The sequence below is a fragment of the Mycobacterium scrofulaceum genome (assembly GCF_001667885.1).
GTDB lineage: Bacteria > Actinomycetota > Actinomycetes > Mycobacteriales > Mycobacteriaceae > Mycobacterium > Mycobacterium scrofulaceum_C.
In genome coordinates this window covers 37,860-64,754 of the sequence record NZ_LZJW01000091.1, presented here as the reverse complement: position 1 = coordinate 64,754, position 26,895 = coordinate 37,860, and the positions used below count along the sequence as shown (strand labels likewise).

The window sequence follows — 26,895 nt, the reverse complement described above, 5'->3', positions numbered from 1 at the left end:
GCCGTGGTAACCCGCATTGTGATCCTTGGCGGTGGCCCGGCCGGTTATGAGGCAGCGCTAGTAGCGGCGGCACGAGGTCCTGCCGTAACGCGCGTCACCGTTGTCGATTCCGACGGGGTCGGCGGTGCCGCGGTGTTGTGTGACTGCGTGCCGTCGAAGACCTTTATCACCTCGACGGGGCTGCGCACCGAACTGCGGCGGGCGACCAGGCTGGGTTTTGACGCCCACGTCGACGACGCCAAGATTTGTTTGGCAGAAGTCCACCAGCGGATCAAGGCGCTCGCCGCTGAGCAATCGGTGGATATCACGGCCCAGCTGCTGGCTGTGGACGTTGAGTTGATCGCCGGCCGCGGCGAATTGGTGGATGCGGCTCCCGGTCTGGCGCGCCACCGCGTCAAAGTCACCGCGCGTGACGGCAGTACGACGGTGCGCGATGCCGATGTCGTGTTGATCGCCACCGGCGCCAGCCCCCGGATCCTGCCGTCGGCACACCCCGACGGCGAGCGGATCTTGACCTGGCGCCAGCTTTATGACCTGGACTCGCTGCCCGACCACCTTATCGTGGTGGGTTGCGGGGTGACTGGTATCGAATTCGCCAATGCCTACACCGAGTTGGGTGTGGCGGTAACGCTGGTAGCGAGCCGCGACCGGGTTTTGCCGCACGAGGACGCCGACGCCGCACAGGTGCTCGAGGAATCTTTCGCCCAACGTGGCGTCGAAGTAATCAAGGGCGCCCGGGCAAAATCCGTGAGGCGCACCGACGGCGGGGTGCTCGTGACAATGGCCGACGGGCGAATGGTCGAAGGCACCCACGCGTTGATGACACTCGGGTCGGTACCCAACACCGGCCGGCTAGGCCTACAGCGTGTGGGCATCGGATCAGGGCCCGGCGACTACATTGCAGTCGATCGCGTATCGCGCACATCGGTCGCGGGCATCTACGCGGCGGGGGACTGCACCGGTCTTTTGCCGTTGGCCTCCGTTGCAGCCATGCAGGGCCGCATCGCGATGTATCACGCGCTCGGTGAGGCCGTAAATCCGCTGCGATTGCGTACCGTTGCGGCGACGGTGTTCACCCACCCGGAGGTCGCGGCGGTCGGTGTCTCGCAGGCCGCGATCGACCAGGGGTCCATTCAGGCCCGCATCATTATGCTGCCGTTGAAAACCAATGCGCGGGCGAAAATGTCGGAGCTGCATCAGGGATTCGTCAAGCTATTTTGCCGACAGGACAGCGGCGTGATAATCGGCGGCGTGGTGGTCGCGCCGATCGCTTCCGAGTTGATACTACCGATCGCGATCGCTGTTCAAAACCGCATAACCGTCGATGATTTGGCGCAGACGCTTGCGGTATATCCGTCGCTGTCCGGTTCGATCACCGAGGTGGCCCGCCGGCTCGTAGCCCGCTCCGAGCTCGACTGATGCACGAATTCACCAGGTCGACGAGGTGCGCCGCTCGCACTCCCTCGAAGCACGCGTCACTCAGCCCCCACGAGCAGTCGATTCGGTGTAGCCGGATTGCGGATTGAGCATTATCACCCGGGTGAATCGGCCTGAGGAGTGATGACAGATCGTCGGCGTCGGGCGATGCTCGTGCTGGATATCTCCACAGCTGTCTACCGCGCCGCAGTCGCGTGGTCACCGAGGAGCACGACAACGTCGTGCGATCGATCGTCAACACCACGTCGCCACCCAGATGCCAAACAGGAGAAGAGATATGAAGCCGGTCTCGGCCCGCCGTCAACCGCAGAAGGCGCCACCGACCACCTCGGTTGTGATCGTCGGCAGCGGCTTCGCCGGTTTCGAGTGCGCGCGGCGACTGGCCCGACGGCTTGATAAGGCGCGCGCCTCGGATGTGAGGGTGACCATCGTTTCGGCGGTCGATTATCTGCAGTACACGCCGTTGCTGGCGGATGTGGCCGGTGGGCTGGTGGACCCCCGGTTTGTCTGTGTCCCGCTGGCCGGAACGCTGACGGGCGTGCGGGCGGTGCGTGGATTGGTCGATAGCGTTGACTTCGATCGGCGTCTACTGTCGTTCACCGATCCGGAGGGTCGGCGAGGGACGCTGTCGTGGGATCGGCTGGTCTTAACACCGGGCTCGGTGACCCGGCTTTTGGATACGCCGGGTTTGGCCAAATACGCGCACGGTCTGAAGTCGACGGCCGAGGCGCTGTATCTTCGTGATCGTGTGATCGAGCAGTTGGAACTGGCTCAGGTCGACGAAAACGAGGCACGCGCCGCAGCGCGCCGCGCGATTGTCGTTGTCGGTGCGTCGTATTCCGGTTCCGAATTGACGGCGCAGCTGCGCGCGCTCGCCGACGCAGCGGCGAAGCAAATGGGTTTCGATCGGGCCTCTGTGCGGTTTGTGCTGCTCGACTTGGCGGACCGAGTCATGCCCGAGCTGGGGCAGAAGCTCGGCGACGCGGCGATGCGTGTGCTGCGCTCTCGCGGGGTCGACGTGCGGCTGGGGACGACCATCAAGGAGGTCCACGCCGATCATGTTGTGCTCAGCGATGATTCACGCATCGACACTTACACCGTGGCGTGGGTGGCCGGCGTGACCCCGTCACCGCTGATCGCCACACTGGGCTTGGAGACGGAACGGGGCCGGCTGAAAGTGCAGGCCGACTTGCAGGTACCAGGTCATCCCGAGGTCTTTGCCGCGGGCGACGCCGCCGCGGTCCCGGACCTTACCCAGCCGGGCAAGATCGCCCCGCCCACCGCCCAGCATGCGAGTCGGCAAGGTAAGACGTTGGCCCGCAACGTCGCCGCCAGCCTCGGCTACGGTGTGCGGAAGGATTACCGCCACAGCGATCAGGGCATGGTGGTCGACTTGGGTCCACGCTACGCCGTCGCCAACCCACTGGGCATCCACCTATCGGGCTATGCCGCGAAGTTTGTCGCCCGCGCCTACCACCTTTATGCGCTTCCCCGGCTCGTCAACCGCTGGGCAGTCGCGCTGGCGTACCTCACCGATGTCTTCTTCCCCCGCACCGTGTTGTCGATGGGATTCGATCCGGGCACTGACGCCGAATACACGGCCGGCGCAGTCGTCCAGCTACCGAAGGCGGCCGGCGCGGAATGACATTCAGCAAGCAGCGTGGTGAACACCAATGACCATCGTCAACAAGGGCTTTCGCGGACGACGCGGCGAGTCGGTGCGTGAGCTCCCGCCCGGGCAGCATTTGACCGTGGACTTCCCCGTCCTGCAAGCAGGACCCACTCCGCGGATCGATCTTGATGACTGGCGATTCACCATTCGCGACGAGCGCGGCGCTGAACACTCGTGGACCTGGGCCCAGCTCAAACTCCTGCCCAGTGAGCGGCTCACCGTGGACATTCACTGCGTTACCACCTGGTCCAAGCTGGATACCGAGTGGGAAGGCGTCTCCCTGGACACGCTCTTCGAATCTATCGACACCACCGCCAGATTCGCACTGGTCGGTTCCTACGGCGGATACACCACCAATCTTCCGTTGGGCGACCTTCTCGGTGGAAAGGCTTGGATCGTCTATGTCTACCAGGGCGCACCGCTTAGCGCGGTGCACGGCGGGCCGGCACGACTGTTGGTGCCGCACCTGTACTTCTGGAAGTCCGCGAAGTGGGTGAGATCCATCGAGCTGCGCGACCGCGACATACCGGGATTCTGGGAGGGGTTGGGCTACCACAACTACGGCGACCCGTGGCAAGAACAACGCTACGCCGGGGATTGACGACGGTTGTGGATGGTCACCTGAGACCGAAGTTACGGTGGCGAGTCGCGCGTGTGGTGGACTCTGAGCCCGAGACGGAGTCTGCGCACACGATAGAGCTGACCGTGCCGGGCTGGGGCGGCCACTTGGCGGGGCAGCACATTGATCTCAAGCTGACCGCCGCAGACGGGTACACCGCGCAACGCAGCTATTCGCTGAGCAAACCACCCGACGGTGAGCGCATCGAGCTCACCGTGCAGCAGATTCCCGATGGGGAAGTCTCACCCTACCTCGTCGGGCTTGTCGCCGGAGACGAGGTCGAACTCCGAGGACCCATCGGCGGCTGGTTCGTCTGGCAGCCTGACGACGACGCCGCTCGGGTTCTGCTCATCGGCGGCGGATCGGGAATCGTGCCGTTGATGGCTATGCTTCGACAGCGGGTAGTGGCGGGCAGCGCCGACTTTCGGCTGGTCTATTCGGTGCGCAGTCCCGGCGACGTGTACTACGCCCAAGAGCTGAGCCGGCTCGAGCGCGAATGCGGCTGGCTGCAGGTTGGGCTGGTCTACACCCGCGTGGCCCCAGCGGAGGCGACTCGGCCGCCGGGGCGGGTCCGTATCGTCGACATGGCATCCGAGTGGGCGTCAATCGTCGGCACACGCGTATACGTCTGCGGTCCAACGGGATTCGTAGAATCGGTCACCGCGATGCTGATCGAGCAGGGGCATCAACCGTCAGCGATCCGGACCGAGCGGTTCGGGCCGAGCAGCCAATCCGGAAGCGAGAAGTGGTGACCGAACCAACGCACGTCGACGGTAACGCGGCCGCGGGCGTCTTCGCAGAAGTACTGGGATTCGACGTCACCACCGCGACGTTGACTTGTGGGAAATGCGGTTGCGCCAGGGCCTTCGCCGAATGTCACGTCTATCAACGCGGACCCGGCATCGTGGTGCGTTGTCCATGCTGCGGAGACGTCCTTGCCCGCCTGGTGCGAACGCCCACCGAAGTGTGGCTCGACTTCCGCGGTGCCCAGTCTTGGCGTATCCCGATCCCGGCCCCCTGATGGAGTCCCTCGACGCACTCGCCCGCCGCGTGGGTACCGCCGACATCGTGGATGCGATGGGGCGACTGCAGCGGCGTACACGCCATGCGCCGGTTTCCACCCGGGTGAATTACCCAGCCGGATGAGGACACCTCACCCCACGCCCACGGATAGTTGTCGTTGGATCCGGCTTGTGGGCCCCGGACCGACGGTCCTGTTCGGGCAAGCAGATCGGTCGCAACGACCTAGGCGGCAACAATCGACGAGGAGAAGAGGCCGAAGCATGGCTGAACTCGAGTTCTTCGACACCCCCGGGTACGGCGAGATAGCCCGCACTCGAAACCACTACCGCCAAGCTCTTCGCATCGGTGATCGCATTGAGATCTCCGGCCAAGGTGGCTGGGACGCGGACTTCGCCATGCCGGGCACACCCCTGGAGGAGGAGATAGTCCGGGCGTGCGACAACGTTGAAAAGACGCTCGCTGAGGCCGGCGCCACCTGGCGCGACGTCGTGAACGTCCACTCCTACCATGTCCCCACGACCCCTGATTCCATTGGGACTGAACATATGGCGGTGATGGTGGACCAGTTCCGCAAGCGATTCGGCGCGAGTATGCCGCTGTGGACCGCGCTAGGCGTTGAGGCGCTCGCATTGCCCGGCCAGCGTGTCGAGATCGAGGTCGTCGCGATCGTCGACTCGGGCAGGAAGTAGACGTCTGCACTCAGTCGCGAGGTCGGAGGCACGGGTGGACCGAATATTTCATTCCCTGATTGGTGACCCGCCCGGCGCGGTCGATGCGGCCGTCAAAGCCTCGGCGCTATTCCTCACCGCTGCAATCCTCTTTCGTTTCATGGAGCGCCGGACCCTCGCCGAATTCGCGCCATTCGACTGGATCGCTGCGGTGGCGGCCGGAGCCATCGTCGGTCGGGCTGCAACCGCCAGCGATAGCTCGTGGCTGACCGCAACCTCGGCGCTCATCAGTCTTCTCGTCGCCCACGCTGTACTAGCGAGATTGCGCTTCATTCCGGCGATTCGACGTGTCATCGATCCGCCTCTCAAAGTGCTGATCCGCAACGGACACGTCGACCGACGCAACCTTCGTCGATGCGGAATGACCACTGCCGATCTCGAGGCTGTGCTACGACAGCACGGACACGAGAGCTCCGATCGTATTCACCTGGCGATCTTCGAAGCCAAGGGCGCAATCTCGATTTTGTTGACGGATGTAAAGGGGAAACCGGCCGGATGAACCGGAGAGCTACGTCCGGCTTCATGAAGAGAGATCTATCGAAGCGCTTTTCACTACAGCGTATTTCGCTGGCGACGTCGCGGACGGACACAGTTCAGGACAGATGAAGAGGAGGGATTCGATGAGCACCGTGAGCAGCATGCTGGCGACCTATCCCGGGCCGCTTGGTGATATCGACAGCGCCAAACTGATCAGATGTATCGAAGTCTGCATAGAGTGCGCTCAAGCCTGCACGGCGTGCGCGGACTCCGACCTTAGCGAGGAGCGGCTCGCGCATCTCACGACATGCATTCGCACAAACCTTGACTGCGCCGACATCTGCGTGACTACGAGCCGCGTATTGTCTCGTTACACGGCATACGACGCAACCGTCACCCAAGCGGTGCTGGAGGCATGCGCGGTTACGTGTAAGGCCTGCGGCGACGAATGTGATCTGCACTCGGCGCATCATGAGCACTGCCGCATCTGCGCCGACGTGTGACCATGCCTGGTCGCGCATCGCAGCCACCAGCGCGCGTCTGCGCACGGACGGACCGATCCCGGGATAGTTCTCCACCAACCCGGCGGACATCAGCGCACCGCCGGGCGTTACGCCCTCCACGACGAGGGTGTCAAGCCCAGCGCGCGCGGCGTAAATCGCCGCGGTGTAGCCGGCGTGGCCTGACCCGACAACGATGACATCACGAAGCCGGTCCGCGGCCCGCATCAATCGGTGGTGCTCGATGGAGCGGACCGGCGTTCGTCGTCCGCGGGGCCGGCGCGGCGTGGGAGCGTCACTCGGTGTCGGCCTCATAGGTTGATGGCGTGTCCGGTGAGTGCATGGAAGCACTCCTGTAGTCCCTCACCCAGAGTGGGATGGGTGTGCACGTTGCGGGCCAGCTCGGTGGCGGTCAGGTCCCAGAGCTGGGCTGCGGTGAGCTCGGGCAGTAGCTCGCTGACTTCGGCACCGACGAGGTGGGCTCCGAGTAGCTCGCCGTGCGCGGCGTCGGCGATGAGTTTGATGAAGCCCGCCCGTTCGCCGAGGCCGTGCGCCTTTGCGCTGGCCTGCATGGGAAACGTGGCGACGCGAATATCGCGGCCGGTGGCGCGGGCCTGGTCTTCGGTGTAACCGAAGCTGGCAACTTGGGGTTGGCAGAACGTCACTCGTGGCATCATGCGGTAGTCCAAGGGCATGGTCGGCGCGCCGGCGATGGTCTCGGCGGCGACGATTCCCTGGGCCGAAGCGACATGGGCCAGTTGCACTTTGGCGGTGACGTCGCCGATCGCGAAGATGTGGGGAGCCGAGGTGCGCATGTAGTCGTCGATGTCGATTGCCCCGCTCGTCGTGAGGTGCACGCCGAGCCTGTCGAGGCCGAGGTTCTCGACGTTGGGGCAGAATCCGATGCAGATGAACGCGCGGGCGGCGTCGACTGAGGTGGTGTGGCCGCTGCCGTCGGTGTGGGTGACGGTGACGCGGTCGCCTTGGTCGATCACCGCGTCCACTCGGGTATTGGTGTGGATGGGGATGCCGCGGCGTCGGTACTGGCGGGTCAGTTCCTTGGAGACGTCGGTGTCTTCGTTGGGGAGTGCGCGGTCAGCGTACTCGAGAATTTGGACGTCGACGCCGTAGCTGTCGAGGATGTAGGCGAATTCCATGCCGATTCCGCCGGCGCCGATGATGATGATGGACTCGGGTGTCGTCGCATCGAGGATCTGCTGTTCGTAGGTCACGATGTTCTCGCTCAGGGTGGTCCCGGGCAGCGTCCGCACTCGTGAGCCAGTGGCGATGATGGCGTTGTCAAAGCGGAGGGTGCTGGTGCCGCCGTCACGCAGCTCGACGTCGAGTGTGTGGGCTCCGGTGAAGCGGCCCCGCCCGTCGATTTCGGTGATCTTGTTTTTGCGCATGAGGAAGTGCACGCCACGCACCCGGGCGTCGGCGACTTCGCGGCTGCGTGACACGGCACGGGCGTAGTCGAGGTGGATGTTGCCGCGGATGCCGAACTCGTCTGCCTGGTGCTTCAGGATGGAGGCGATCTCGGCGTTGCGCAGCAAGGCTTTTGACGGCACGCAGCCGGTGTTGAGGCAGACCCCGCCCCAGTGGCGTTCTTCGATGATGGCGACGGCCAAGCCGAGTTGGGCTGCGCGGATGCCAGCGACGTATCCGCCCGAGCCGGCGCCGACGACCACCAGGTCATATTCCGGGGGTACTGGTGCACTCATCGCGAGGTGCCTTCCTTGGGTGATAAGTAGATCGTCGGTCGCCGGCGCCGAAACCTTCGCAGGCACATCGGCATCCGACTCGGCTGTTCGTCCCACTCAATCGGCTGGGACCGCCACGAAATGTTCGATGGCGATGACATTGCGCGCGACCCGACTGGTGAGACGATGGCGCGGCAACGCTCTATCGCAAAGTCGCAGTGCCGTTCTGGGGTTCACCGGTTAGTGCCCCTTCTAGTTCGTCCGACTTGCTTGCGGTTTGGCCCGCGGTGTCAATGCGAACCATCGGTGAGACACGGCGGCTTGCCCGAGAGCCGCGACCTGCGTAGAAGCATCCGCAACTCTTTATCGACCAGAGTGTCGCCGAGGCGGGCGAGATGTCATCGCCCTCGTCACCGATTCACCCGGGTGAGGGTGACCGCCGGGCGCGGCCGTTCGGTCGTTCGCGCGTTGTTACTCCGCGGCGGCAACGCTTTCCAAGACCACCGCTACTCCCTGGCCCGAGCCAATGCAGACCCCAATCACCCCGTAACGGGCGCCTCTTTCAGCCAATTCGATCGCCAACGTCAGCAGATAGCGAGCTCCGGTAGCCCCGAAGGGGTGTCCGATCGCCACCGCGCCACCATTGGGTGTCAGCTTGTCATCGGGAACCACGAAACCGTCCAGCTGGTTTGGTAATTCCCGCAACACGCCGAGTGCCTGGGCGCTGAACGCCTCATGCACCTCCCACACGTCGATCTGCTCGGGGACAAGCCCGGCCCGGCGGATCGCGGCCGGAATCGCCCATGCGGGGGCCACCCCCATAATGAGGGGATCGATGCCATAGACCGCGCTCGATATCACTCGGGCTAACGGCTCGATGCCGAGTTCGCTGGCTCGCTCTCCGGAAGCGATGACGACGGCACTGGCGCCATCACTCAAAGGCGAGGAGTTGGCCGCGGTCATTTGAGTCGTTCCGGGCTGGGCCGGTAAAGCCGCCAGCACCTCAGCGGTGGTGTCATCGCGGATGAACTCGTCATGTTCTGCTAGGCGGGCGGGCGCCTTCTTTGTCGCTGGGATCGTCACGGTCATAATCTCTTTGGCCAGTCGACCTCGATCACGAGCGGCCTTGGCGCGTCGCTGGGATCGCAGCGCAAAGGCGTCGATCTCCTCGCGGTTCAGCGAGTAGCGGTCGGCGACATTTTGCGCGGTCTCGATCATGCTGATGTAAGCGTTGCGGGCCAGTAGTACCGCATTGGGCGGTCCTCCAGCACCGCTCCACATGGTGTCGAGCATGACAACCGGACCTCGGGGGCTGAACGCGGCTTCGCCCTTCATCAACGCCCACCCCGACCGCGACATCGACTCGACGCCACAGGCGATACCTAGCCCGAGGTCGCCGGCCTTGATCGCATGGCTGATCGTCACCGCCGCGCTGAGCGATGATCCGCAAAATCTGTTCACGGTGGCCCCGGCCGCGGTGTCAGGAAACCCCGCGGCCAACGCCGCCCAGCGGGCGATGTCGCCCATGCCCTCGTGAGCCGGGTTCACGCACCCCGCCACGATGTCCTCGACGGCATCGAGCGGCACACCCAGCCGGTCACACGCGCCCTTCATCGTCATGGCCAGCAGGTCGTCGGCCCGAATACCCGACAGCGTGCCGCCATAGCGGGTGAACGGGGTCCGTACACCCCCCAACACATAGGCCTCAGTCATCGTCGTACTTTTCGAATGCATCGGGTCCGCAAGGCCTCGTGTGGGTGAGGTGAGCCATCCCGCCGGCTCACCCGGCCACGCTTCCCGAGATTATTCGAGGCGATTCTGACGCACACCACCTAAACCGCCTTGAACTGCTGCAGTCGAATGACGTCAAGCATCATGCGCAGTTGTGATTCCTCTGGGTTGGCGGTGTAGCTATTCAGCCAGACCGCCAGCTTCGAGAATATCGATACCGGCAACGGGATCGGGTTTGACAAGAGCGTGGTGAGGATGCGCTTGATCGCGAGATAGCCTTCCCCGCATCCCAACTCGACGAAGACGAGCGTGCGTTCGTAGCCGGTCAGGCCCGACGTCACCGCATCGGCCAGTAGCCACGCCATGTCTTCATCGGAGATGGTCGGCCCGGAATTCGTGGGACGCGATTGCGCACGCGAAATGCAACTCGCCGGGTGAAGAGTCGTCGACGACGCCAATCGGGCCAGGGCACGTTTCATGTCAGAAACCACCTGGGTCGATAGTCTCTTTGGCCTCAAAACCTGTGCCCACGTGGTGGTTTCCTTCCCGGGCTCCGCCGGCGGCGGCTGGACGACTCGTTTTTGGCTATGCTTCCGGTCCAGTCGCCACCTACGTGGGCCTAGGCTGCGCCCCGCTGTGTGGCCATGAACCCGGCGACATCTGCTCTTCGATAAGCATGTCCGCACGCGGGGTGAATCGTCATCACCCAGCTATCTGCTCGCCCGGGTGATTCGTGCGATGCGTTCAGACGGAACGGAACCGGCGTAGCGGCATTCGTCTGGTGACCACTGGTGATTGTGCGGTGAGGCAGACCCCTCCGAAATCATGTTGAAATGTCAAGGTGCGCTGTGTGAATCGGTCTTCGGCCTCGAACCGCAGGGACACCGCGAGCTCAGTGCGTTCGGCGATACCGGTGTAGCGGATAACCACCGTCGGATCACCGCTGATCGTATCCAATCGGATCGGGGCCGTGACCATCTCATACCTGCGTTGAGCGAACCGGGAGCCGGAGGGGGTGGCCCCGATGATATCGACGCAACACTTGGCGATCAGAAGATCGATCTCGGCTAACACCTTCGCGGTGACCATGATCGACGCGCTGCCCGTCGGATGCGTCCCGCGCGCCGCGGCGCTCACTAGTGCGCACGCGCCCGTCAATACGACACCCTCACCCATCGTTAATCACGCCCTGGATTCGGCTTTTACCGGTACAGTCGCCAGCGGTAACACCGAGTGAGCGGCAACCTCATCCGCAGAATGTGTCAGTCCGTTTGACCGGCTCCGCCTGTCCGCGGGTGGCGTCGATCGAGTCCGCAAGCAGCCAGAGCGCCAAGCCGATGAGCGCAATGTCCTTCATCAAGAATTCCCCGTCGGCGGACAAAACGGGAAAACCGCCAGCAGACGCCTCGCCGACTCCGGGGGTGGTGATCATGAAACTCAGCGTGATCACGAAGAACAGTGAGGCGAATAGGCCGCCCGCCACGGACGCCTTCGGGAACCACGGCTTGACGGCAAGCAATGCTGCGGTGATCAATTCTATTGATCCGTTCAAGCGACCAAAGGCGTCGATCGACATGATTTCGTACACCCAACTCAGGAGCGGGCTATTGGCCACCCAATGTGAAATGCCGTGGGATTCATAGTAAGTGAACTTCATTGCGCCGAACCAGGCCAGGACTATCACCAGACCGTATCGTGCGGCCACGGGCGCCATGTGAATCGCTCGAAGCCTTGCCCGGCCGCCGGTCAACGTGGTGGTGGCCTCATTGTGTGACATGCGGTCTCCCGTCCTGACTGTGTCGTTTCACCGCATGGCCGGTGCCGAACTGACCGCCTTGGTTGGCGGCGCAGTTGGTCGAGACGTTGATCCAGGCGGTTATCAGTGACCACTATCTCTGCGCAGTGGGCGAGCTGTCTTCATCCGCGCGCACAATTCACCCGGGTGAGACGCCGACGAGGAAAGCTCCTGCGGCACGGATTCTCTTCGATCGCACGGGTGCATCATCCGTCGGCTCGCCGAGGTGATCACTGGAGGCGTTCTCGGATGAGATGATTCCCGGCCGGTGCGGTTTGGGGCGGGAAGGCGGATTACAGCAGGCCGAGTTCTCGCGCCCGGCCGACCGCCGTGCTGCGTTGCTCGACGCCGAGCTTGCGGTAGATGGCGCGCTGGTGGGTCTTCACGGTATTGAGCGAGACGTATAGCCGCTCGCCGATTTCACGTCGCGATAACCGGGTTGCGAGCAGGCGAAGAACCTCGAACTCTTTGGGGGTCAGCTCCTCAGTGACCGGGCACCGCTCATGGCGCGACGTCACCGCGACGCCCGCCCTCCGCTCTGCCGGAGCCAGCAGTGTCGAGGCGATGCCGGTGTCCGTGCAATCGCGCACCAGTGTGCCGACCTCCTCGAGGATTGCCCTGGTGGTCTCGCGGTCGCCGAGATGCTCGATGATCTCCGCTTTGACCGACAGCGCCTTGATCACCTCGGGGATTGCTCCTCCTTGGCGCGCGGACATGACGGCCATGTCGGCGGCGGCGAGTGCTGCAGCCGCGTCACCGCGCACCCGGAGGAGTTTGGCCGTGGCGAGAGACACCATCACGTCGACGAGGTGTTCCGGATCCGCCAGGTCCCGGGCGCTGCCAGAGGCCCGGCGGATCTGACGTTCGGCGTCCGCCAGCTGGCCATCTTCGGCTGAAATCAGTGCCAAATGGCCCAACGCGTATGTGCGGACGCGACGATCGCACACCTTCTCGGCCAGGTGTGCGGCCCGCCGGAAGGCGGCTTGCGCCTCACGGGTGCTGCCAGAGAAGTACAGCGCGGCTCCATATATGCAGTAGGCGCTGGATTGGCCCAGCGGTCCTTCGGCGAGATCGAGGGTGATAGCCCGCCGAGCGGTGTCCAGCGCCGCGCCGACGTCCGCCGTCTTCAGCGAGTGAATCGCGCGCAACACGACGACCTGAGCGCAGACAGCGCTGTCATCCGCGCCGTCGGCCGGCTGTCGGCCTTCAATGGTCCGGATCCACTGGGCCGCGCCGTCGAGTTCACCAACGCTGAGGGCGATCCACGCGCGGGCCACGCTCAGCCTCGGATCCTGTCGAACGGTTTCTTCGGGCAGCAGATCAAGCATGCCCGAGACGGTCGAGACGCCGCCCCCGTTGAATTCGTCGACCCAGTCCGCGGCGATCAGGTCTGCGCTTCGCGCGATATCACCGCCGGCGACCAGGTGGCGGACCGCCTCGTCGATGAGGCCCTCGCTCTCGAACCAGGTTGCGGCTCGTCGGTGCAGATCGGCGACGAGGTCGGGCTCGCTGCGACGCAGTTCGGTGCGCAGCAACTCTCCGAACAGCTGGTGGTAGCGATACCAGTGACGCGAGCTGTCCAGTGGCACCAGAAACAGGTTTTCACGTTCGATCTGCTCCAACACCAATGCTGAGCCAGACGTTTGCAGCAACGCATCGCACAGCGCAGCGCTGAGCCGTCCCAAGATCGACGTGCGTAACAGAAAGCTGCGCAGCTGGAGTGGCTGACCGTCGAGCACCTCGGCCATCAAGTAGTCGACGATATGGCGATTGTCGCCGGCGAACGTCCGGATGAACGCGGCGGCATCAGCGCGACCGGCAAGCGAGAGAGCGGCGAGGTAGAGGCCGGCAGCCCAACCCTCGGTGCGTTGGTGCAACAGTTGAATATCTGCGTGGTCTAAGTCCAGTCCGAGCACGTCATTCATCAGATGGGTCGCCTCGATAGCGCCGAACCGCAAATCGTCGGTGCGGATCTCAGCAAGCTCACCGCTCGCCCTGAGTCGAGCCAACGGCAACGCCGGATCCGATCGGGTGGCCAATACCAAGTGCAGATTCGCCGGCATCCGGCTGATAAAGAACGCAAGCTGTTCATGGACTGCTCGATTTGCCACCAAGTGGTAGTCATCGAGGATGAGCGCCGTCGGGCTTTCGATCGTGTCCAGATCATTCAGCAGCGTAGGCAGAACCACCTGCACTGGGTCGGCGCCCAACGCGAGGAGTTCGACCGCGCGAATCCCCACCCCGGGATTGGTCTTCTGCAGCGCGGCGACCACGTACATCCAAAACCATACTGGGTCGCTGTCAGCGGGATCGAGTGACAGCCAGCCAAATCGCCTGTCCTCACCCGCAGCCAGGGCCCACTGCGCCAGCAATGTCGTCTTGCCCCATCCCGCCGGCGCGCTCAGTAGGGTCAGCTTGCAGCGGCGCCCCGCCGACAGTGCGTCGAGCAAGGCGGTGCGGTGAACGAGCTTGGCCGCAATGGCCGGGACGTGCAGTTTGGTGCCGAGCAGAATCGTGCGGGCGGCGGCGGCTTCTCCGACCCCGTTGTCGCTGTCGTTAGCTGACCCAGTCATGTCCGAACTCCGCGAATGCGTTGAATCCACCAGCCCGGGTGGAAAACTCGGTGTTGATGCCTCCGGAGTGGGCGCTCGCGTCTCGGTATCCCAGTTTGTCCCGGCGGGGGCGGCCAGGCTCGTCGTGACGGGCAGTAGCCGTGAACCCGTTGAGTCAGATGCGTTCCCCGTGATGACCTCTGGCGTGCGTCGCCGGTGGCCGTTTGGGCCGGCGGGCCCTCGTCCCACCACCGGCTCAACGGTTTTCTCGCGAGCCACGCTAATGCTGTGTCCGCTCACCGCAATTTCCCTCTTCTCGCATCGATGCGATGACTCCGTGTCGCGACATGCGGTGACCGAGGTGTCAACATGAAACGCCGTGAGAGCGCCAGGGTGCTCATGGTCGTCGGGTAACCAACACGTATCCACCGACGCCGAATACGACTGGCAACATCATCAGCATCCCCAACACTGTGCTCATCATCGTTTTCTCGATTCCGCTGTGTCGTTTGCTCTCGGCGCCACTTCCTGGTTGAGCGGCCGCGGTCACGGCGTTCCAAGAGTCCACTGACTACGTTGGCAGCGGGGGAGCGCGGTCACCATCGCCCAGCGGGTGATGTTTAGAACCGGGTCGGTGTATACGTAGTGGCTTCGATATTTGACAGCCCTGTCAATCCGACCGCCGCATGAAGGTGAATCACGCCCGACCCCGTCGGCCTAAGTGTGCGTGCAGACGGACGAAGAACCCCATTCGAGACAGCGATGTTGGGACATCCGAGCAACTCTGTGAGACGAAGGCCTGACGCGATCAAAGTCATTGCTGGGAAATGGTTCTCGTTCTTCAGGGCGATCCGTGCGGCGAACAACTGCGGCGATGCGGTCGGCCGGCCGCGGCGGGTCGTGATGTTGGGTACTTTGCATGGTGGTCGGCGGGCTGAGACGCGCTTGCCGCAGCCCCAGCCCGCCGAACGGTCAGCATGAGGATCGCGTAATCCCCGGTGAATCGTGTGCGCAAAGGGGAACCGGACCAACCGGGTCACGACACTCGCTCCTCACCTGCCACGGGTGATGTATTACGCGCCGAAGTGGCATGGCTCATAGGAAAGTCATCGTCTGGCGGCGGGTCTGACGCCGCGCATGCGCCTGCTTCATCGGCCCTGGAATGGTGATAGTCGGCGGCGACGCTGGAGCTGATCGCTTCGGTGACCACCTGCGGGACTTCATGCAAGAGCGTGTGCCCGGCGGCGTGCCGGTGAATGAGAGTCGCCGCCGGGATACCGTCGGCCAACTTGCGGGCATGCCACATCGGCGTGAGCTTGTCCGCTCCTCCGCTGATGATGGTTGTCTTGGCCGTGATGGAGCTCAGGGTCTGAGAGCAGTCGTACTCCCTCAGACCGAGCAGGAAGCCGACTTTGGTCGCCGACGGGGTCGCGTTGACGGCGGCCGCGGACATAGCCACCAACGATTTCGGTGCGGATTCACCGTATCCGCCGTGCCTGGTCAGTGCCGCGCACACCGGACGGGCGAGCAATTGAACAACCTGATCGGTCCCCGCGCGCGGCATGCGGTGTACGAGGTTGTAGATCATGCTTGTCGCCGGGGTGTTCAGCAGCCGACCGAGGCCGTGTGAACCGAGGCTCCCCGCGGCGGTCGCGACGAGAACGAGGCTTTCCGGTTCAACGGGACGCGAGCTGGCTGGCCGGCGTAGATAGGCCAAGGCTGTCATGCCGCCCATCGAGTGTCCCGCCAGGGTGAGAGGGCCTGTAACGCGAAGCGCCACCAGCAGCTCGGCTAGGTCGTCAGCGAGTCGGTCGATCCGGTACGTGTGCATTGGCGCATCGCCGGAGTCGCCGTGGCCGCGATGATCGTAACTGATGATCCGGATGTTGTTGCCCCAGAGGCGAATTAGCTGCGTCATCTGGATATTCCAGGACTCTTTGTTCAGGCAAAAACCATGAAGGAGCACGACCGTATGGCCGGCGGCGTGAGATCCCCAGTCCCGAACGGACAGCGAGACGCCATCGCTCGTGGTAACCGTGCGGTTGCAGGCCAGTGATCGGCGTGTGCCCAGCGTTCGCCTCCGGCCGCGCCGCGTTGCCTGCGTGTGGGACCGTTGCTGCACTCCAAGCGTCGTGTTCAACATTGTCTCGGTCTTTCGCTTGTGTGCTCACCGGCACGGTGTCTGGCCTAGCTGGACCGCCGGGCCGGCGGAGTACGTGATCAGGGTCGACTACTACGGTCGTCGTGCGGCCAGCGCAAAACCATCGCCCGAAGGTTGATGTTTAGGCCCGGATGGATGCAGTACTAGGCGGTCCCGTATTTTGGCGCCGGTCAATCGGAGCCGCGCATCAGCTGCGCCAACTCGCCACGGGAGGCAATTCCCAATTTGGCAAACGCGTTGTGCACGTGTGTCTTCACCGTATGCGGGGAAAGATGCAGTTGCTGCGCGACGGAGCGGTTGGTCGCGCCCTGGGCGATGAGGTTGACTACCGTAAGCTCGGAGTCGGTGAGGCTGTCCCAGCCCCTTTTCGCCCGCGGCTGGGCGACGATGCGCCGTTCCACGCCTAATCGGCGCAACTCGCGGCCGACCCGACGGGCATCTGCAACCGCTTCGCATTGCACAAAGGTGTCGAACGCCTTGTTGAGGCCCTCGATCGCCTCCGCATCGCGTCCGGCGCGCACGAGTTCACCAGCGGCGTCTTCGAGGGCACCGGCGTGGAGAAGCGGACGCCGCGTACTAAGCGCGCCGGCAGCCTCCAAAAGCGCATCGGCGTCACGTTCCAGGATTCCGCGGGCCTGCTGGGCGACCGCCGCGAACAACGCCACACCGGGCCGCTCGCGTTCCAGCACCTCGATGCTCTGCAGCACTCGCGCGCGCAGCCCGGCGTCCCCGGCTGCCGAAGCCACCCGCGCTGTCAGCGTCAGCTGATCGAACACGTTGGGCCACAGCGGTGTGATGACACGCGCGTTCTTGCCCCCGAGCCAACGCGCCGCGTCGCCAACGTCGCCGCGGTCCCACGCGGCAAGGGCGACCACATAAGCCGCGCCGCCGGACAGCAAGGGCGAGGTGCTGGAATACAGGGCTGTCGACTCAGACACCAAGTCTTGCAATAACTTTCGGTCGCCTGTTCGCGTCGCTACCTCAGCCAGAACAAGAATGCGCTCAATGTTGACCTCGGTACCGTTGGCCCATTCACGCCGAGGCAGCGCCTCGATGGTGTCACGCGCCGCGGCCAAGCGACCCGCCGCCGCGTGAACCATCCCGCCGAGATGGGTCCAGCCGGGAAGCGCCATCGCGTTGCGTTCGCGACGGGCCTTCTCGGTGCCCTCGGCGACCTGCACGCTGGCCTCCTCCAAGCTGCCCACGCAAACAATCAGGCCTGCGCGCCGCTTGGCGGCATATATGCCGCCGAGGGTTGCCTTGCCCCCGCGCGTCAGTACATCGACCTCGTCCATGCGCCGAAGTGCGCGCACCGCATAACCGTCCTGGTAGTCGTTCAGGGCAAGCGCGGTAGCGCTGACGATCCGGGCTTCCACATCACCGGTCGCGGCGGCTTCGGCCGCGGCCGCTTCCGCGGCCGAAGCGTCCGCATGCAGGCCGTTGACCACCTCGAAGTAGGCCACCCATGCCTGATGGCGCGCCCTGATGATGTCGTTGATGCCGACCAACTGCAGCGCGCGACGTAGCTCGGCAATGCGTTGCGCCGGATCCTCGGTGCCCGCGGCGATGCCCAGCCGAATCTCGGCTTCGTCGTCTTGGGACAGCTGCGTGGCGAGCGCGCTGTCGGCAAGCGCCTGAGCCTCGTCATAACGGGTCGCTCGATTCAGTAACTCCACCGTTTCGGCGACCAGTGGGCCGCGCTCAGCGTCGTTGGCGGGCAGTAGCTCTAGTGCGCGCTTGCTCAAGTCCGCGGCCCCGCTGGCATCGCCGCGGCCGACCGATTGGGCGGCTAGGCGCAGGGCGTCGATCGCCTCGCGGTCTCCGGGTTCGGCGCTGCGTGCCAGCTGGGTGGCGACCTCGGCTGGGGCCGCGCCCATCCCGAGCATGACCGAGGCGGCTTGGCGCTCCATGGCCCGCCGCAGGGACTGCGGCAACGACTGGCGGGTGGCCTCGCGCAGCAAGTCGTGCCGAAACCTCAACCGCTCGCCGTCTTCGATGAAAAGATCCGCGCGCACCGCCTCCTCGAGCGCCGACAGCAACGAGGCGGGTGAGCGTTCCAGCATCGCGGCCAGCAAGCCAGCCGAGAACCGGTCGGGCAGCACCGCGGCCACCCGCACCACTTCCGAGGCGCCATTGGAGAGCAGGTCAAGTCGCTGCTGCATACCGGCGCCCAGCCGCCGCGGCAACCCCTGTCCGGTGACCATCGCGCGCCCGCCGGAGAGATTGAGCCTGCCCTCCTCGCCGAGCCCCCCGACAAGCTCGCTGACCAAAAACGGGTTCCCGTGCGCTTTGGCGGCCAGATTCAGCAGCGACGCATCCGCCCGCGCCCGCACCGCGTCTTGAACCATGTCGGCGACCGCATCCGGCGTCATGGCCCCTAATCGCAAGAATGTGGCATTCGCGCGTTGCAGCACCGACAACGTCTGCTGCACCGCCGGCCGACTGGCCCCGGTGCGGGCCGTCAATACCCACAACACAGCGACATCGGGCCGCATCGCGGCCAGCGACCGCAGCGCCAACAGAGTGGCGCTGTCGGCCCAGTGAATGTCCTCCAGGACGATGACCAGCGGCGTTTTCGCGGCCGCCGCATGAATGGCTTCGGCCAAATCGTGGACCACCCAGTAGCGGAGATCCGCCGAGGTGCCCAAGCGACGCAACGCCTCCGCATCACCGACCGGGGGCTCCGCGCGCAGGGTTGCCATGAACAGCGAGAAAAACGGCACCGTCTGCTGATATTCGAACGCCTCACCGAACAGTGCCCGAACACCGGCCTTCTCGGCAAGCAACAAGACCTCGGTGAGCAACCGGCTCTTGCCGATGCCCGGTGGGCCCTCGATGACGAGCACACCCCCGCGCCCCCGGGCCACCGCATTGACCCGCGCGCCAACCGTTTTCAGCTCGTCTGCCCGCCCTCGAATCGGCGAGGTGATCAAGCGTTGGCCGCCGACATCAAATAGGCCGGTTGAAGACCCCACGGGAATCCCTGTCTTCCATCTACCGGACTGCCACTGCAGTGCACACCATTCTAGGTGTGCACGTCACCCAGGGTCGCGCATGAGCCGCGCCAGTTGGGAACGGGAAGTGATGCCCAACTTGGCGAAAGCGTTGTGTACGTGGGTTTTCACGGTGTGGGGGGAGAGATGCAGCTGCGTGGCGACGTCGCGGTTGGTCGCGCCCTGTGCGATGAGGTTGATGATCTTGAGTTCGGAATCGGTGAGGCTGTCCCAGCCGGTTTTTGACCGCGGGTGAGCCACGATGCGCCGTTCCACGCCTAATCGGCGCAATGTGCGGCCGACCCGGCGGGCATCGGCAATCGCCTCACACTCGATGTAGGTGTCGAACGCCGCGTTCAGTTGGTCGATCGCCTCGGCGTCGCGCCGTGCGCGAGCCAGCTCGCCGCCGGCGTCCTCGGCAGCACTGGCGTACAGCAGCGGCCGCGGAAACCCGCGAAGCGACTCCGCAACGGCCACCAAGGTTTGGGCATCGTGTTCGAGGATGCCACGGGCATAGGCGGCCACCGCCGCGAACAGCGGCAGCGCGGGCCGTTCACGTTCCAGCACTTCGGTGGCCTGCAGAACCCGCGCGCGCAAGCCGGCGTCACCGGCGGCCGAGGCCACCTTCGCACCCAGGATCAACCGGACCAACGCATGGGGAAAAAACGGCGTCGCCAGCAGGATGACGTCGCCGAGCCAGCGCATTGCGTCATGAACATCGTCCCGCTGCCACGCCGCGCGCGCGAGCACATACGCCGACCCTCGACGTATGCCGGCGGAGCCCGTGGAGTGGGCGGCACGGGCGTCATTTACCATCTGCTGCAGCATGTTTCGGTCATCGGTGTGTGCCGCCACCTCGGCGAGGATCACCATGCGAAGTACGTCGTGCTCGGTTGCCCCCGTCGGCTGGGGCGGCGGAAGGCGCTCCGTCGCATCGCGAGCGGCTGACAGCCGGCCCGCGGCGAGGTGGACAAGCCCGCTAAAGACGGCCCACATGGCGAGAGCCATCGCATTGCCTTCCCGGCGGGCTTGCTCTGTTCCGTCGGCGATGCGGGCCGTCGCGTCGTCCAACCGGCCGACGACTGCCAGGAGGTTTGCGTTGTACATTCCGGCATACGCATGCGCCAACGCTGTTTCATTCGTGTAAGCAAGCGGGCGGAGCTCTTCGAAACGGCGTAGCGCGCGGGACGCGTACCCCTCACCAGCATCGAGCAAAGCGTGGGTGAGGCCGGCCATGATCGTGGCCTCGATATCACCGGTGACTTTCGCGGCTGCGGCCGCCTCGTCGGCGGCCGCGCGCCGTTGGCCGCCTTCGTCGAATATCAGGTTGTACGCCAGCCAGGCCAGATGCCGGACCCGGGTGACCTCGCTGATGCCGCTCAACTCAAGCGCCCGTCGATTCTCTTCCACCCGCCGCTGGTCGGTGTGCTTGGTGTGCACCGGGAGCCGCAGACGGATCTCGGCCTCTACTTCCGGCGATGCCGCCTCCGCGAGCGCCGAGTCGGCCAATTCTTCGGCCTCGCCGTAGCGGCTGGCCCGGTTGAGCCACCCCACCGTTTCCGCGACCAGCGATCCATATTCGGTGTCGCCGGCGGGCAGTAGTTGCAGTGCGCGCTTGCTCAAGTCCGCGGCCGCGCTGGCATCGCCGCGGCCAACCGCTTGCGCGGCCTGGCGCAGTGCGTCAATCGCCTCTCGATCTCCCGGCTCGGCGCTGCGCGCCAGCTGGGTAGCCACCTCGGCCGGGGCGGCCCCCAGGCCAAGCATGGCCGATGCCGACTGACGCTCCATCGCCCGCCGCAAGGACTGCGGCAACGACTGCCGGGTGGCCTCGCGCAGCAGGTCGTGCCGAAACCTGAGGCGCTCACCGTCTTCGACCAATAAATCCGAGCGCACCGCCTCCTCCAGCGCCGAGAGCAACGACGTCGGTGGCCGGTCTAGCATCGCTGCCAAGAGCTCGGCCGAGAACCGGTCCGGCAGGACCGCCGCCACCCGCACCACCTCCGACGCACTACCGGAGAGCAGATCCAGTCGCTGCTGCATGCCGACTCCCAGACGGCGAGGCAGCCCGTGTCCGGTGGCCACCGCTCGGCCGCCCCTGACGTTCAGTCGGTTCTCCTCATCCAGGCCGCCGACAAGCTCGCTGACCAAGAACGGGTTCCCATGCGCCTTGGCGGCCAGATTCAGCAGTGACACATCGGCTTCCGCACGCACTGCGTCTCGGACCATGTCGGCGACCGCATCAGGTGTCATGGCCCCCACTCGCAGAAATGTGGCATCCGCGCGTTGCAGCACCGACAACGTCTCTTGCACCGCAAAGCCGCCCGCCCCGGTGCGGGCAGTCAATACCCACAACACCGCCGCATCCGGCCGCGCGGTGGCGAGCGACCGGAGCGCCAACAGCGTCCCGTTGTCGGCCCAGTGGATGTCCTCCAACAGAATCGCCAGCGGGGTCCGAGCGGCCGCGGCATTAATCGCGTCGGCCAAATCGTGCACCACCCAATACCGCAGATCGGCCGAGCCACCTAGCTGGCGCAACGCCTCTGCGTCTCCGACCGGGGGATCGGCGTTGAGGGTGGCCATGAACAGCGAGAAAAACGGCACCGTCTGCTGGTATTCGAACGCCTCCCCGAACAGCGCGCGCACGCCCCACTTCTCGGCCAGCACTAACACCTCGGTCAGCAACCGACTCTTTCCGATGCCGGGTGGCCCTTCGATGACCAGCACGCCGCCGCGGCCCTGCGCCACCGCGGTAACCAGTGCGCCGATCTTTTTCAGCTCGTCCGCCCGTCCTCGAATCGGAGGTGTGACCAGGCGTTGGCCGCCGGTGTCGGATAGGCCGGCTGGAGGCCCCATCGGGTGTCCTGTCTAGCGTTTGATTACCGGACTGCCATTGCAGTGCACGTCATTGTAGGCCGTGCACGGCATCAACGAGATTTGCTGTCGATCAATCGGCGCTGCGCATGCGCTGGCTCAGTTGGGCTCGGGAAGTGATCCCGAGCTTGGCAAAGGCATTGTGCACGTGTGTCTTCACGGTGTGCGGGGAGAGATGCAATTGCTGCGCGACTGAGCGGTTGGTCGCGCCCTGTGCGATGAGGTTGATGACCCTGAGTTCGGAATCGGTGAGGCTGTCCCAGCCCGTTGCCGCCCTCGGGTGCGTGACGATGCGGCGCTCCACCCCTAGTCGGCGCAACATCCGGCCGACCCGGCGGGCATCGGCAACCGCTTCGCACGCGACGTAAGTGTCGAAAGCCGCGTTCAGGTGGTCGATGGCCTCAAGGTCGCGCTCTGCGCGACTCAGCTCGGCGCCGGCATCCTCGGCAGCGCCGGCGTAAAGAAGCGGCCGCGCCGACGAGTGAAGCAACTCCGCGGCAGCCACCAATGCTGTGGCGTCACGCCCTAGTATGCCGCGGGCATATCCGGCAACCCCTGAAAACAGCTGGACCGTGGGCTGCTCGCACTCCAGCACCTCGGTGGCCTGCAGGACCCGTGCGCGCAAGCCGGCGTCGCCGGCGGCCGAGGCCACCCGCGCACTCAAGATCAGCCGATCGAAGGCATAGACCTGTAGTGGTGTTCCGAGCAGGGCGATGTCGCCGCCGAGCCAGCGCACCGCTTCATGGACGTCGTCGCGCTGCCAGGCCGCCAGTGCGAGCACATACGCCGCTCCTCGACGGATCGCAGGTGAGCCGGTGAAGTAAGCTATTTGTGCGTCATTGGCCATCTGCTGCAACACGTTTCGGTCATCCGTGTGCACACCCACCGAGGCCATCACCACGATGCGGAGCAGGTCCGGCTCGCTCACGCCCGTCGGCTGTGGGGGCGGCAGGGACTCAGCCGCATCGCGTGCGGCCGACAGCCGGCCCGCAGCGAGGTGAACGATCGCACCAATGACAGTCCACATATTGAGGACCATCGCGTTGCCTTCTCGGCGGGCCTGCCCAATGCCGTCGGCAATCCGGCCCGCCGCGTCGTCCAACCGCCCGAACACTGCCAGCAGGATGGCGTAGTACATCGCCGCATAGTGATGCGCCAAGGCCGCATCATTCGTGTAGCCGAGAGAATGAAGCTGTTCGAGGCGGCCTAGAGCGCGGACCCTGTGCCCTTCGCCAATGTCGAGCAAAGCGAGGGTGACCTCGGCCATGATTGTGGCCTCGAGATCACCGGTGGCCGTCGCGGCGGCGGCAGCCTCGTCGGCTGCGGCGCGCTGTTGCCCTCTCTTGTCCTGCAGCACAAGGTTGTAGGCCAGCCACGCCAGATGCCGTGTACGGGTGAGCTCGCTGATGTCGCCCAACTCGAGCGCTCTGCGATTTTCCTCCGCCCGCCGTTGGGTGCTGTGTTTGGTGTGCGCCGGGAGCCGGAGGCGGATCTCGGCCTCAACTTCGGGCGAGACCGCCTCCGAGAGCGCCACGACGGCCATTTCTTCGGCCTCGCCATGGCGGCCGGCCCGGTTGAGCCACTCCACCGTTTCGGCGACCAGGGATCCACGCTCAGCATCTTCGGCCGGCAACAGCTCCAGCGCGCGCTTGGTCAAGTCCGCGGCCGCGCTCGCGTCGCTGCGGCCAACCGATTGCGCGGCTTGCCGTAATGCCTCGATCGCCTCTCGATCTCCGGGTTCGGCGCTGCGTGCCAGCTGGGTGGCCACCTCGATTGGGGCCGCGCCGATACTCAGCATGACCGACGCCGACTGGCGTTCCATCGCCCGCCGCAGCGATTGCGGCAATGACTGGCGAGTGGCCTCGCGCAACAAGTCGTGCCTAAACCTCAGCTGCTCACCGTCTTCGACGAATAGATCCGCGCGGACCGCCTCCTCCAGCGCCGAGAGCAATGAGACCGGCTGACGGTCCAGCATCGCGGCCAGCAGGCCTGCCGAAAAGCGGTCCGGCAGCACTCCGGCGACCCGCACCACCTCCGAAGCACTGTCGGAGAGCAGGTCGAGTCGCTGCTGCATACCCACGCCCAACCGTCGCGGCAGCTCATTTCCGGTGGCCATGACTCGCCCCCCGGTTGCGTCCAGTCGATCTTCCTCGGCCAGGCCATGCACAAGCTCGCTGACCAGGAACGGATTTCCGTGCGCCTTGGCAGCTAGATTCAATAAAGACTCATCCGCCGGCGCCCGTACCGCGTCGCAGACCATTTCGGCGACCGAGTCCGGCGTCATGGCCCCCAATCGCAAAAATGTGGCATTCGCGCGTTGCAGCACCGACAGCGTTTCTTGCACCGCCGGCCCGCCGGCGCCGGTCCGGGCGGTAAGCACCCACAGCACCGGGGCATCGGGCCGCGTAGCGGCCAGCGACCGCAACGCCAGCAAGGTCGCGTTATCGGCCCAGTGGACGTCCTCGAGAACTATCGCCAACGGTGTTCGGGACGCGGCGGCGTATATGGCGGCCTGCAGGTCGCGCACCACCCAGTAGCTGAGATCGGCCGACGTTCCCAGGCGGCGCAACGCCTCCGCATCACCGACAGGAGGATCCGCACGCAGGGTCGCCATGAACAGTGAGAAAAATGGCACCGCCTGCTGGTACTCGAAAGCCTCGCCGAACAGCGTCCGAACACCGGCCTTTTCGGCCAACGCCAAAACCTCGGTCAACAATCGGCTCTTCCCGATGCCAGGCGGCCCCTCGATCACTAGCACGCCGCCGCGCCCCTGAGTGACCGCGGCGATCAGCTCGGCGATCTCCTTCAGCTCGTCCGCCCGCCCCCGAATCGGCGGTATGCGGAGCTTCCCCGATGGCCTTGCGATGTTCACGCGAACCGGCGCCCCCCGACGTGCAGTAGGCGGGCTGTAGGCCTCTCAGTCGTGTCGTCCACAGATTCTCGCAACCGCTAGCGCTGGTAGTTAGTGTATGCGAGTAGCCGGGACACCGATCGGGCCGTACGTGCCCACCCTCGATGCTGTGCGCTCAGCGACGCCGACACCCACGCGAATCCGCACCGCGAATGGCGATTTGCCCAGCGTGCGCGTTCGGGGAGCCTAGTCATTTCCTCACCCGGGTGATTGACGCCGCGGGGTGAAGACAGCTCACCCGCAGGGCGCCCAAGCTTGACTCCGGCAGGACCTACGCCCCAATGGCCGGGCGAATGCCAGACACGCAGCACGCCCCAGCAGTAGGTGATTCGGGAAAGGACTAAGCGATGTGCGCTGAGTCAGCCGGCAACAACATCGGATTGGGCGGCGGACCCGGCTCGGCGACCTACACCTCGGCATGAGGCAAATCCTGCGGTTCGCCAGCGTGCTCCTGACATCGTGGGGGATCGGACTACTGGTTGCGGCGTGGATTGTTCCCGGAGTCGTGGTCTCGATACCGGGATATGTCGTCGGAGTGCTGGCGTTCACCATAATGCAAGCAAGCCTGTCCTTTTCGATCATGCAGATGTCACGCGAGTACGCGTCATTGCTGCTTGGAGGCGCGGGCTTGGCATTGACGATCGTCGCGTTGACCCTCGCTTCGCAATTGACGCACGGGCTCACCATCGATGGCGCGCCATCCTGGCTGGCGACGACGGCGGTGGTGTGGCTCGTGACCACCATTGGGGCGATTACGCTGCCCGAGCTGCGCAACCGGGCCGGGGCAGGCTCGACCTGAATCGCGCATCCAAGCGGTCGCACGCCCCGGTGGTCCGCATAGAGGTCGGGCATTTCGTGCGGGTCCGCCATGGATGGATTGTTGGTCACCGGCGAGACGACGAAGGGGAGTGCTAATGGGAGACACGCATGATGATCCGACGGATCACTGCCGCACCACGCAACCCCACGCGGGTATCGCCGTGAAGGACAACTTCTTCTGGCCGGGTTTGGTTCTGCTGGCCGTGGCCACGTGCGGGCTGATCAGCTCGGCAGCAGAAGCCGCCTATGGGCGCTACGAATGGCTCTGCACCTCGGTGCTCGTCGCCGTTCTCGCCACCGTCGCCGCGACGCTGTGGCTCACCATAGAGCTTCGTCGCGTCACGCGCATCGATGCGCGGTGGGACGCTGCGCACACAGGGAGTCGTAGACCTCCGCCCATACGCTGATCACCACTTGCGAGCATCCCGGCGACATTGACGGGCAGGGGCGTCCTATCCCGCCGTCATTGTGTCATGTTGCGCAACAACACAAATAGCTCGTCCCTGTCTTGGGTCAAGAAGTTCGCGTGCGCTCGTGACACGAGCAGCACTCATCAAATCGCCCGGGTGAATGAGCCGACCGGGTGATGACCACTCGTCCCGGGTCGATAAATGCTCGCATGACAGATCGCGAGCGGACGTACGTGGAATCGGCCAAATGCCGACCCCAAGGGCCGCATCAGCGAGCAGCGGGTCGCGATGACGGGACGCGCTGCTGCGTGATCGCGCGGAACTCCATAGCCACGAATTGGAGAAGACCAGATGAAGCGCCGCCCATCCCAACGATCACCTGCCGAATACGGCCCGGGTACCGGCCGGTCATCGCGGCTGCTGCAACGAATCTGGGACGCCGCCGCCCTTGCCCGACGGTGGGCGCACCGGAGCGGAGATGACGCGGTGGACGCCG

At 64.9% G+C, this 26,895-nt stretch carries 20 protein-coding genes and 1 pseudogene; 10 read left to right on the top strand and 11 right to left on the bottom strand.

Annotation, left to right across the window (positions count from 1 at the left end):
* Positions 1-3 precede the first annotated feature (3 nt).
* The 8 genes from A5681_RS14385 to A5681_RS14355 all read left to right on the top strand — a co-directional run bounded on the left by A5681_RS14385 (position 4) and on the right by A5681_RS14355 (position 6,459).
* Positions 4-1,419 carry an NAD(P)H-quinone dehydrogenase gene (locus tag A5681_RS14385; RefSeq protein ID WP_067275629.1) on the top strand — a complete coding sequence of 472 codons (1,416 nt, stop codon included), beginning with the start codon at positions 4-6 and terminating at the stop codon, positions 1,417-1,419.
* A gap of 295 nt (positions 1,420-1,714) precedes the next feature.
* A complete protein-coding gene (locus A5681_RS14380; protein ID WP_067275626.1) occupies positions 1,715-3,082 on the top strand; it encodes an NAD(P)/FAD-dependent oxidoreductase in 1,368 nt (455 codons plus the stop codon).
* 28 nt (positions 3,083-3,110) lie between these two features.
* Positions 3,111-3,710: a sulfite oxidase-like oxidoreductase gene (locus A5681_RS14375; protein ID WP_067275623.1), complete on the top strand. Its 600-nt coding sequence runs from the start codon at positions 3,111-3,113 to the stop codon at positions 3,708-3,710.
* A 56-nt stretch (positions 3,711-3,766) separates the two neighbouring features.
* Positions 3,767-4,480, top strand: coding sequence for a ferredoxin reductase (locus A5681_RS14370; RefSeq protein ID WP_419866325.1), 714 nt, complete (start codon positions 3,767-3,769; stop codon positions 4,478-4,480).
* Positions 4,474-4,749 carry a DUF6510 family protein gene (locus A5681_RS27745; protein ID WP_082968358.1) on the top strand — a complete coding sequence of 92 codons (276 nt, stop codon included), beginning with the start codon at positions 4,474-4,476 and terminating at the stop codon, positions 4,747-4,749. Before A5681_RS14370 ends, A5681_RS27745 begins: the two co-directional genes overlap by 7 nt.
* Before the next feature lie 262 nt (positions 4,750-5,011).
* Positions 5,012-5,440 carry a Rid family hydrolase gene (locus tag A5681_RS14365; protein ID WP_067275617.1) on the top strand — a complete coding sequence of 143 codons (429 nt, stop codon included), beginning with the start codon at positions 5,012-5,014 and terminating at the stop codon, positions 5,438-5,440.
* A 34-nt stretch (positions 5,441-5,474) separates the two neighbouring features.
* On the top strand, positions 5,475-5,978 hold the full coding sequence (locus A5681_RS14360) for a DUF421 domain-containing protein (RefSeq protein WP_067275613.1): 504 nt from the start codon (positions 5,475-5,477) through the stop codon (positions 5,976-5,978).
* A gap of 121 nt (positions 5,979-6,099) precedes the next feature.
* Positions 6,100-6,459 (top strand): four-helix bundle copper-binding protein, encoded by a 360-nt coding sequence (locus A5681_RS14355; RefSeq protein ID WP_067275712.1) that lies wholly within the window; start codon positions 6,100-6,102, stop codon positions 6,457-6,459.
* Between the two features lie 18 nt (positions 6,460-6,477).
* Here A5681_RS14355 and A5681_RS27140 read toward each other — a convergent pair.
* The 11 genes and pseudogenes from A5681_RS27140 to A5681_RS14305 all read right to left on the bottom strand — a co-directional run.
* Positions 6,478-6,684, bottom strand: a pseudogene (locus A5681_RS27140) (FAD-binding protein); the annotation flags it as partial.
* A gap of 83 nt (positions 6,685-6,767) precedes the next feature.
* A complete protein-coding gene (lpdA, locus tag A5681_RS14350) occupies positions 6,768-8,177 on the bottom strand; it encodes a dihydrolipoyl dehydrogenase (protein ID WP_067275610.1) in 1,410 nt (469 codons plus the stop codon).
* Positions 8,178-8,627: 450 nt separating this feature from the next.
* Positions 8,628-9,869 (bottom strand): thiolase family protein, encoded by a 1,242-nt coding sequence (locus A5681_RS14345; protein WP_067275607.1) that lies wholly within the window; start codon positions 9,867-9,869, stop codon positions 8,628-8,630.
* Between the two features lie 119 nt (positions 9,870-9,988).
* The gene (locus tag A5681_RS14340; RefSeq protein ID WP_231981001.1) at positions 9,989-10,366 is read right to left on the bottom strand and encodes a tryptophanase; all 378 of its coding nucleotides are present in this window, start codon (positions 10,364-10,366) and stop codon (positions 9,989-9,991) included.
* A 265-nt stretch (positions 10,367-10,631) separates the two neighbouring features.
* On the bottom strand, positions 10,632-11,063 hold the full coding sequence (locus tag A5681_RS14335) for a hypothetical protein (protein WP_156737979.1): 432 nt from the start codon (positions 11,061-11,063) through the stop codon (positions 10,632-10,634).
* Between the two features lie 70 nt (positions 11,064-11,133).
* Complete coding sequence (locus A5681_RS14330; RefSeq protein ID WP_067275600.1) at positions 11,134-11,664, bottom strand: YkgB family protein; 531 nt, start codon at positions 11,662-11,664, stop codon at positions 11,134-11,136.
* A 311-nt stretch (positions 11,665-11,975) separates the two neighbouring features.
* Complete coding sequence (locus tag A5681_RS14325; protein WP_067275596.1) at positions 11,976-14,255, bottom strand: LuxR C-terminal-related transcriptional regulator; 2,280 nt, start codon at positions 14,253-14,255, stop codon at positions 11,976-11,978.
* Between the two features lie 1,015 nt (positions 14,256-15,270).
* Positions 15,271-16,377, bottom strand: a complete 1,107-nt coding sequence (locus A5681_RS14320) for an alpha/beta fold hydrolase (RefSeq protein WP_082945763.1) — start codon at positions 16,375-16,377, stop codon at positions 15,271-15,273.
* A 188-nt stretch (positions 16,378-16,565) separates the two neighbouring features.
* The gene (locus A5681_RS14315; protein WP_156675618.1) at positions 16,566-19,370 is read right to left on the bottom strand and encodes an ATP-binding protein; all 2,805 of its coding nucleotides are present in this window, start codon (positions 19,368-19,370) and stop codon (positions 16,566-16,568) included.
* Positions 19,371-19,433: 63 nt separating this feature from the next.
* Entirely contained in the window at positions 19,434-22,241 is a 2,808-nt protein-coding gene (locus A5681_RS14310) for a helix-turn-helix transcriptional regulator (protein WP_067275586.1), read from the bottom strand.
* A gap of 91 nt (positions 22,242-22,332) precedes the next feature.
* Positions 22,333-25,131 carry a helix-turn-helix transcriptional regulator gene (locus tag A5681_RS14305; RefSeq protein ID WP_067275583.1) on the bottom strand — a complete coding sequence of 933 codons (2,799 nt, stop codon included), beginning with the start codon at positions 25,129-25,131 and terminating at the stop codon, positions 22,333-22,335.
* A 457-nt stretch (positions 25,132-25,588) separates the two neighbouring features.
* Here A5681_RS14305 and A5681_RS14300 point away from each other — a divergent pair, with 457 nt between their 5' ends.
* Both A5681_RS14300 and usfY read left to right on the top strand, forming a co-directional pair.
* Positions 25,589-25,969, top strand: coding sequence for a phage holin family protein (locus A5681_RS14300; protein WP_067275579.1), 381 nt, complete (start codon positions 25,589-25,591; stop codon positions 25,967-25,969).
* Positions 25,970-26,084: 115 nt separating this feature from the next.
* Positions 26,085-26,396 (top strand): protein UsfY, encoded by a 312-nt coding sequence (usfY, locus tag A5681_RS14295; RefSeq protein WP_067275576.1) that lies wholly within the window; start codon positions 26,085-26,087, stop codon positions 26,394-26,396.
* Positions 26,397-26,895 lie beyond the last annotated feature (499 nt).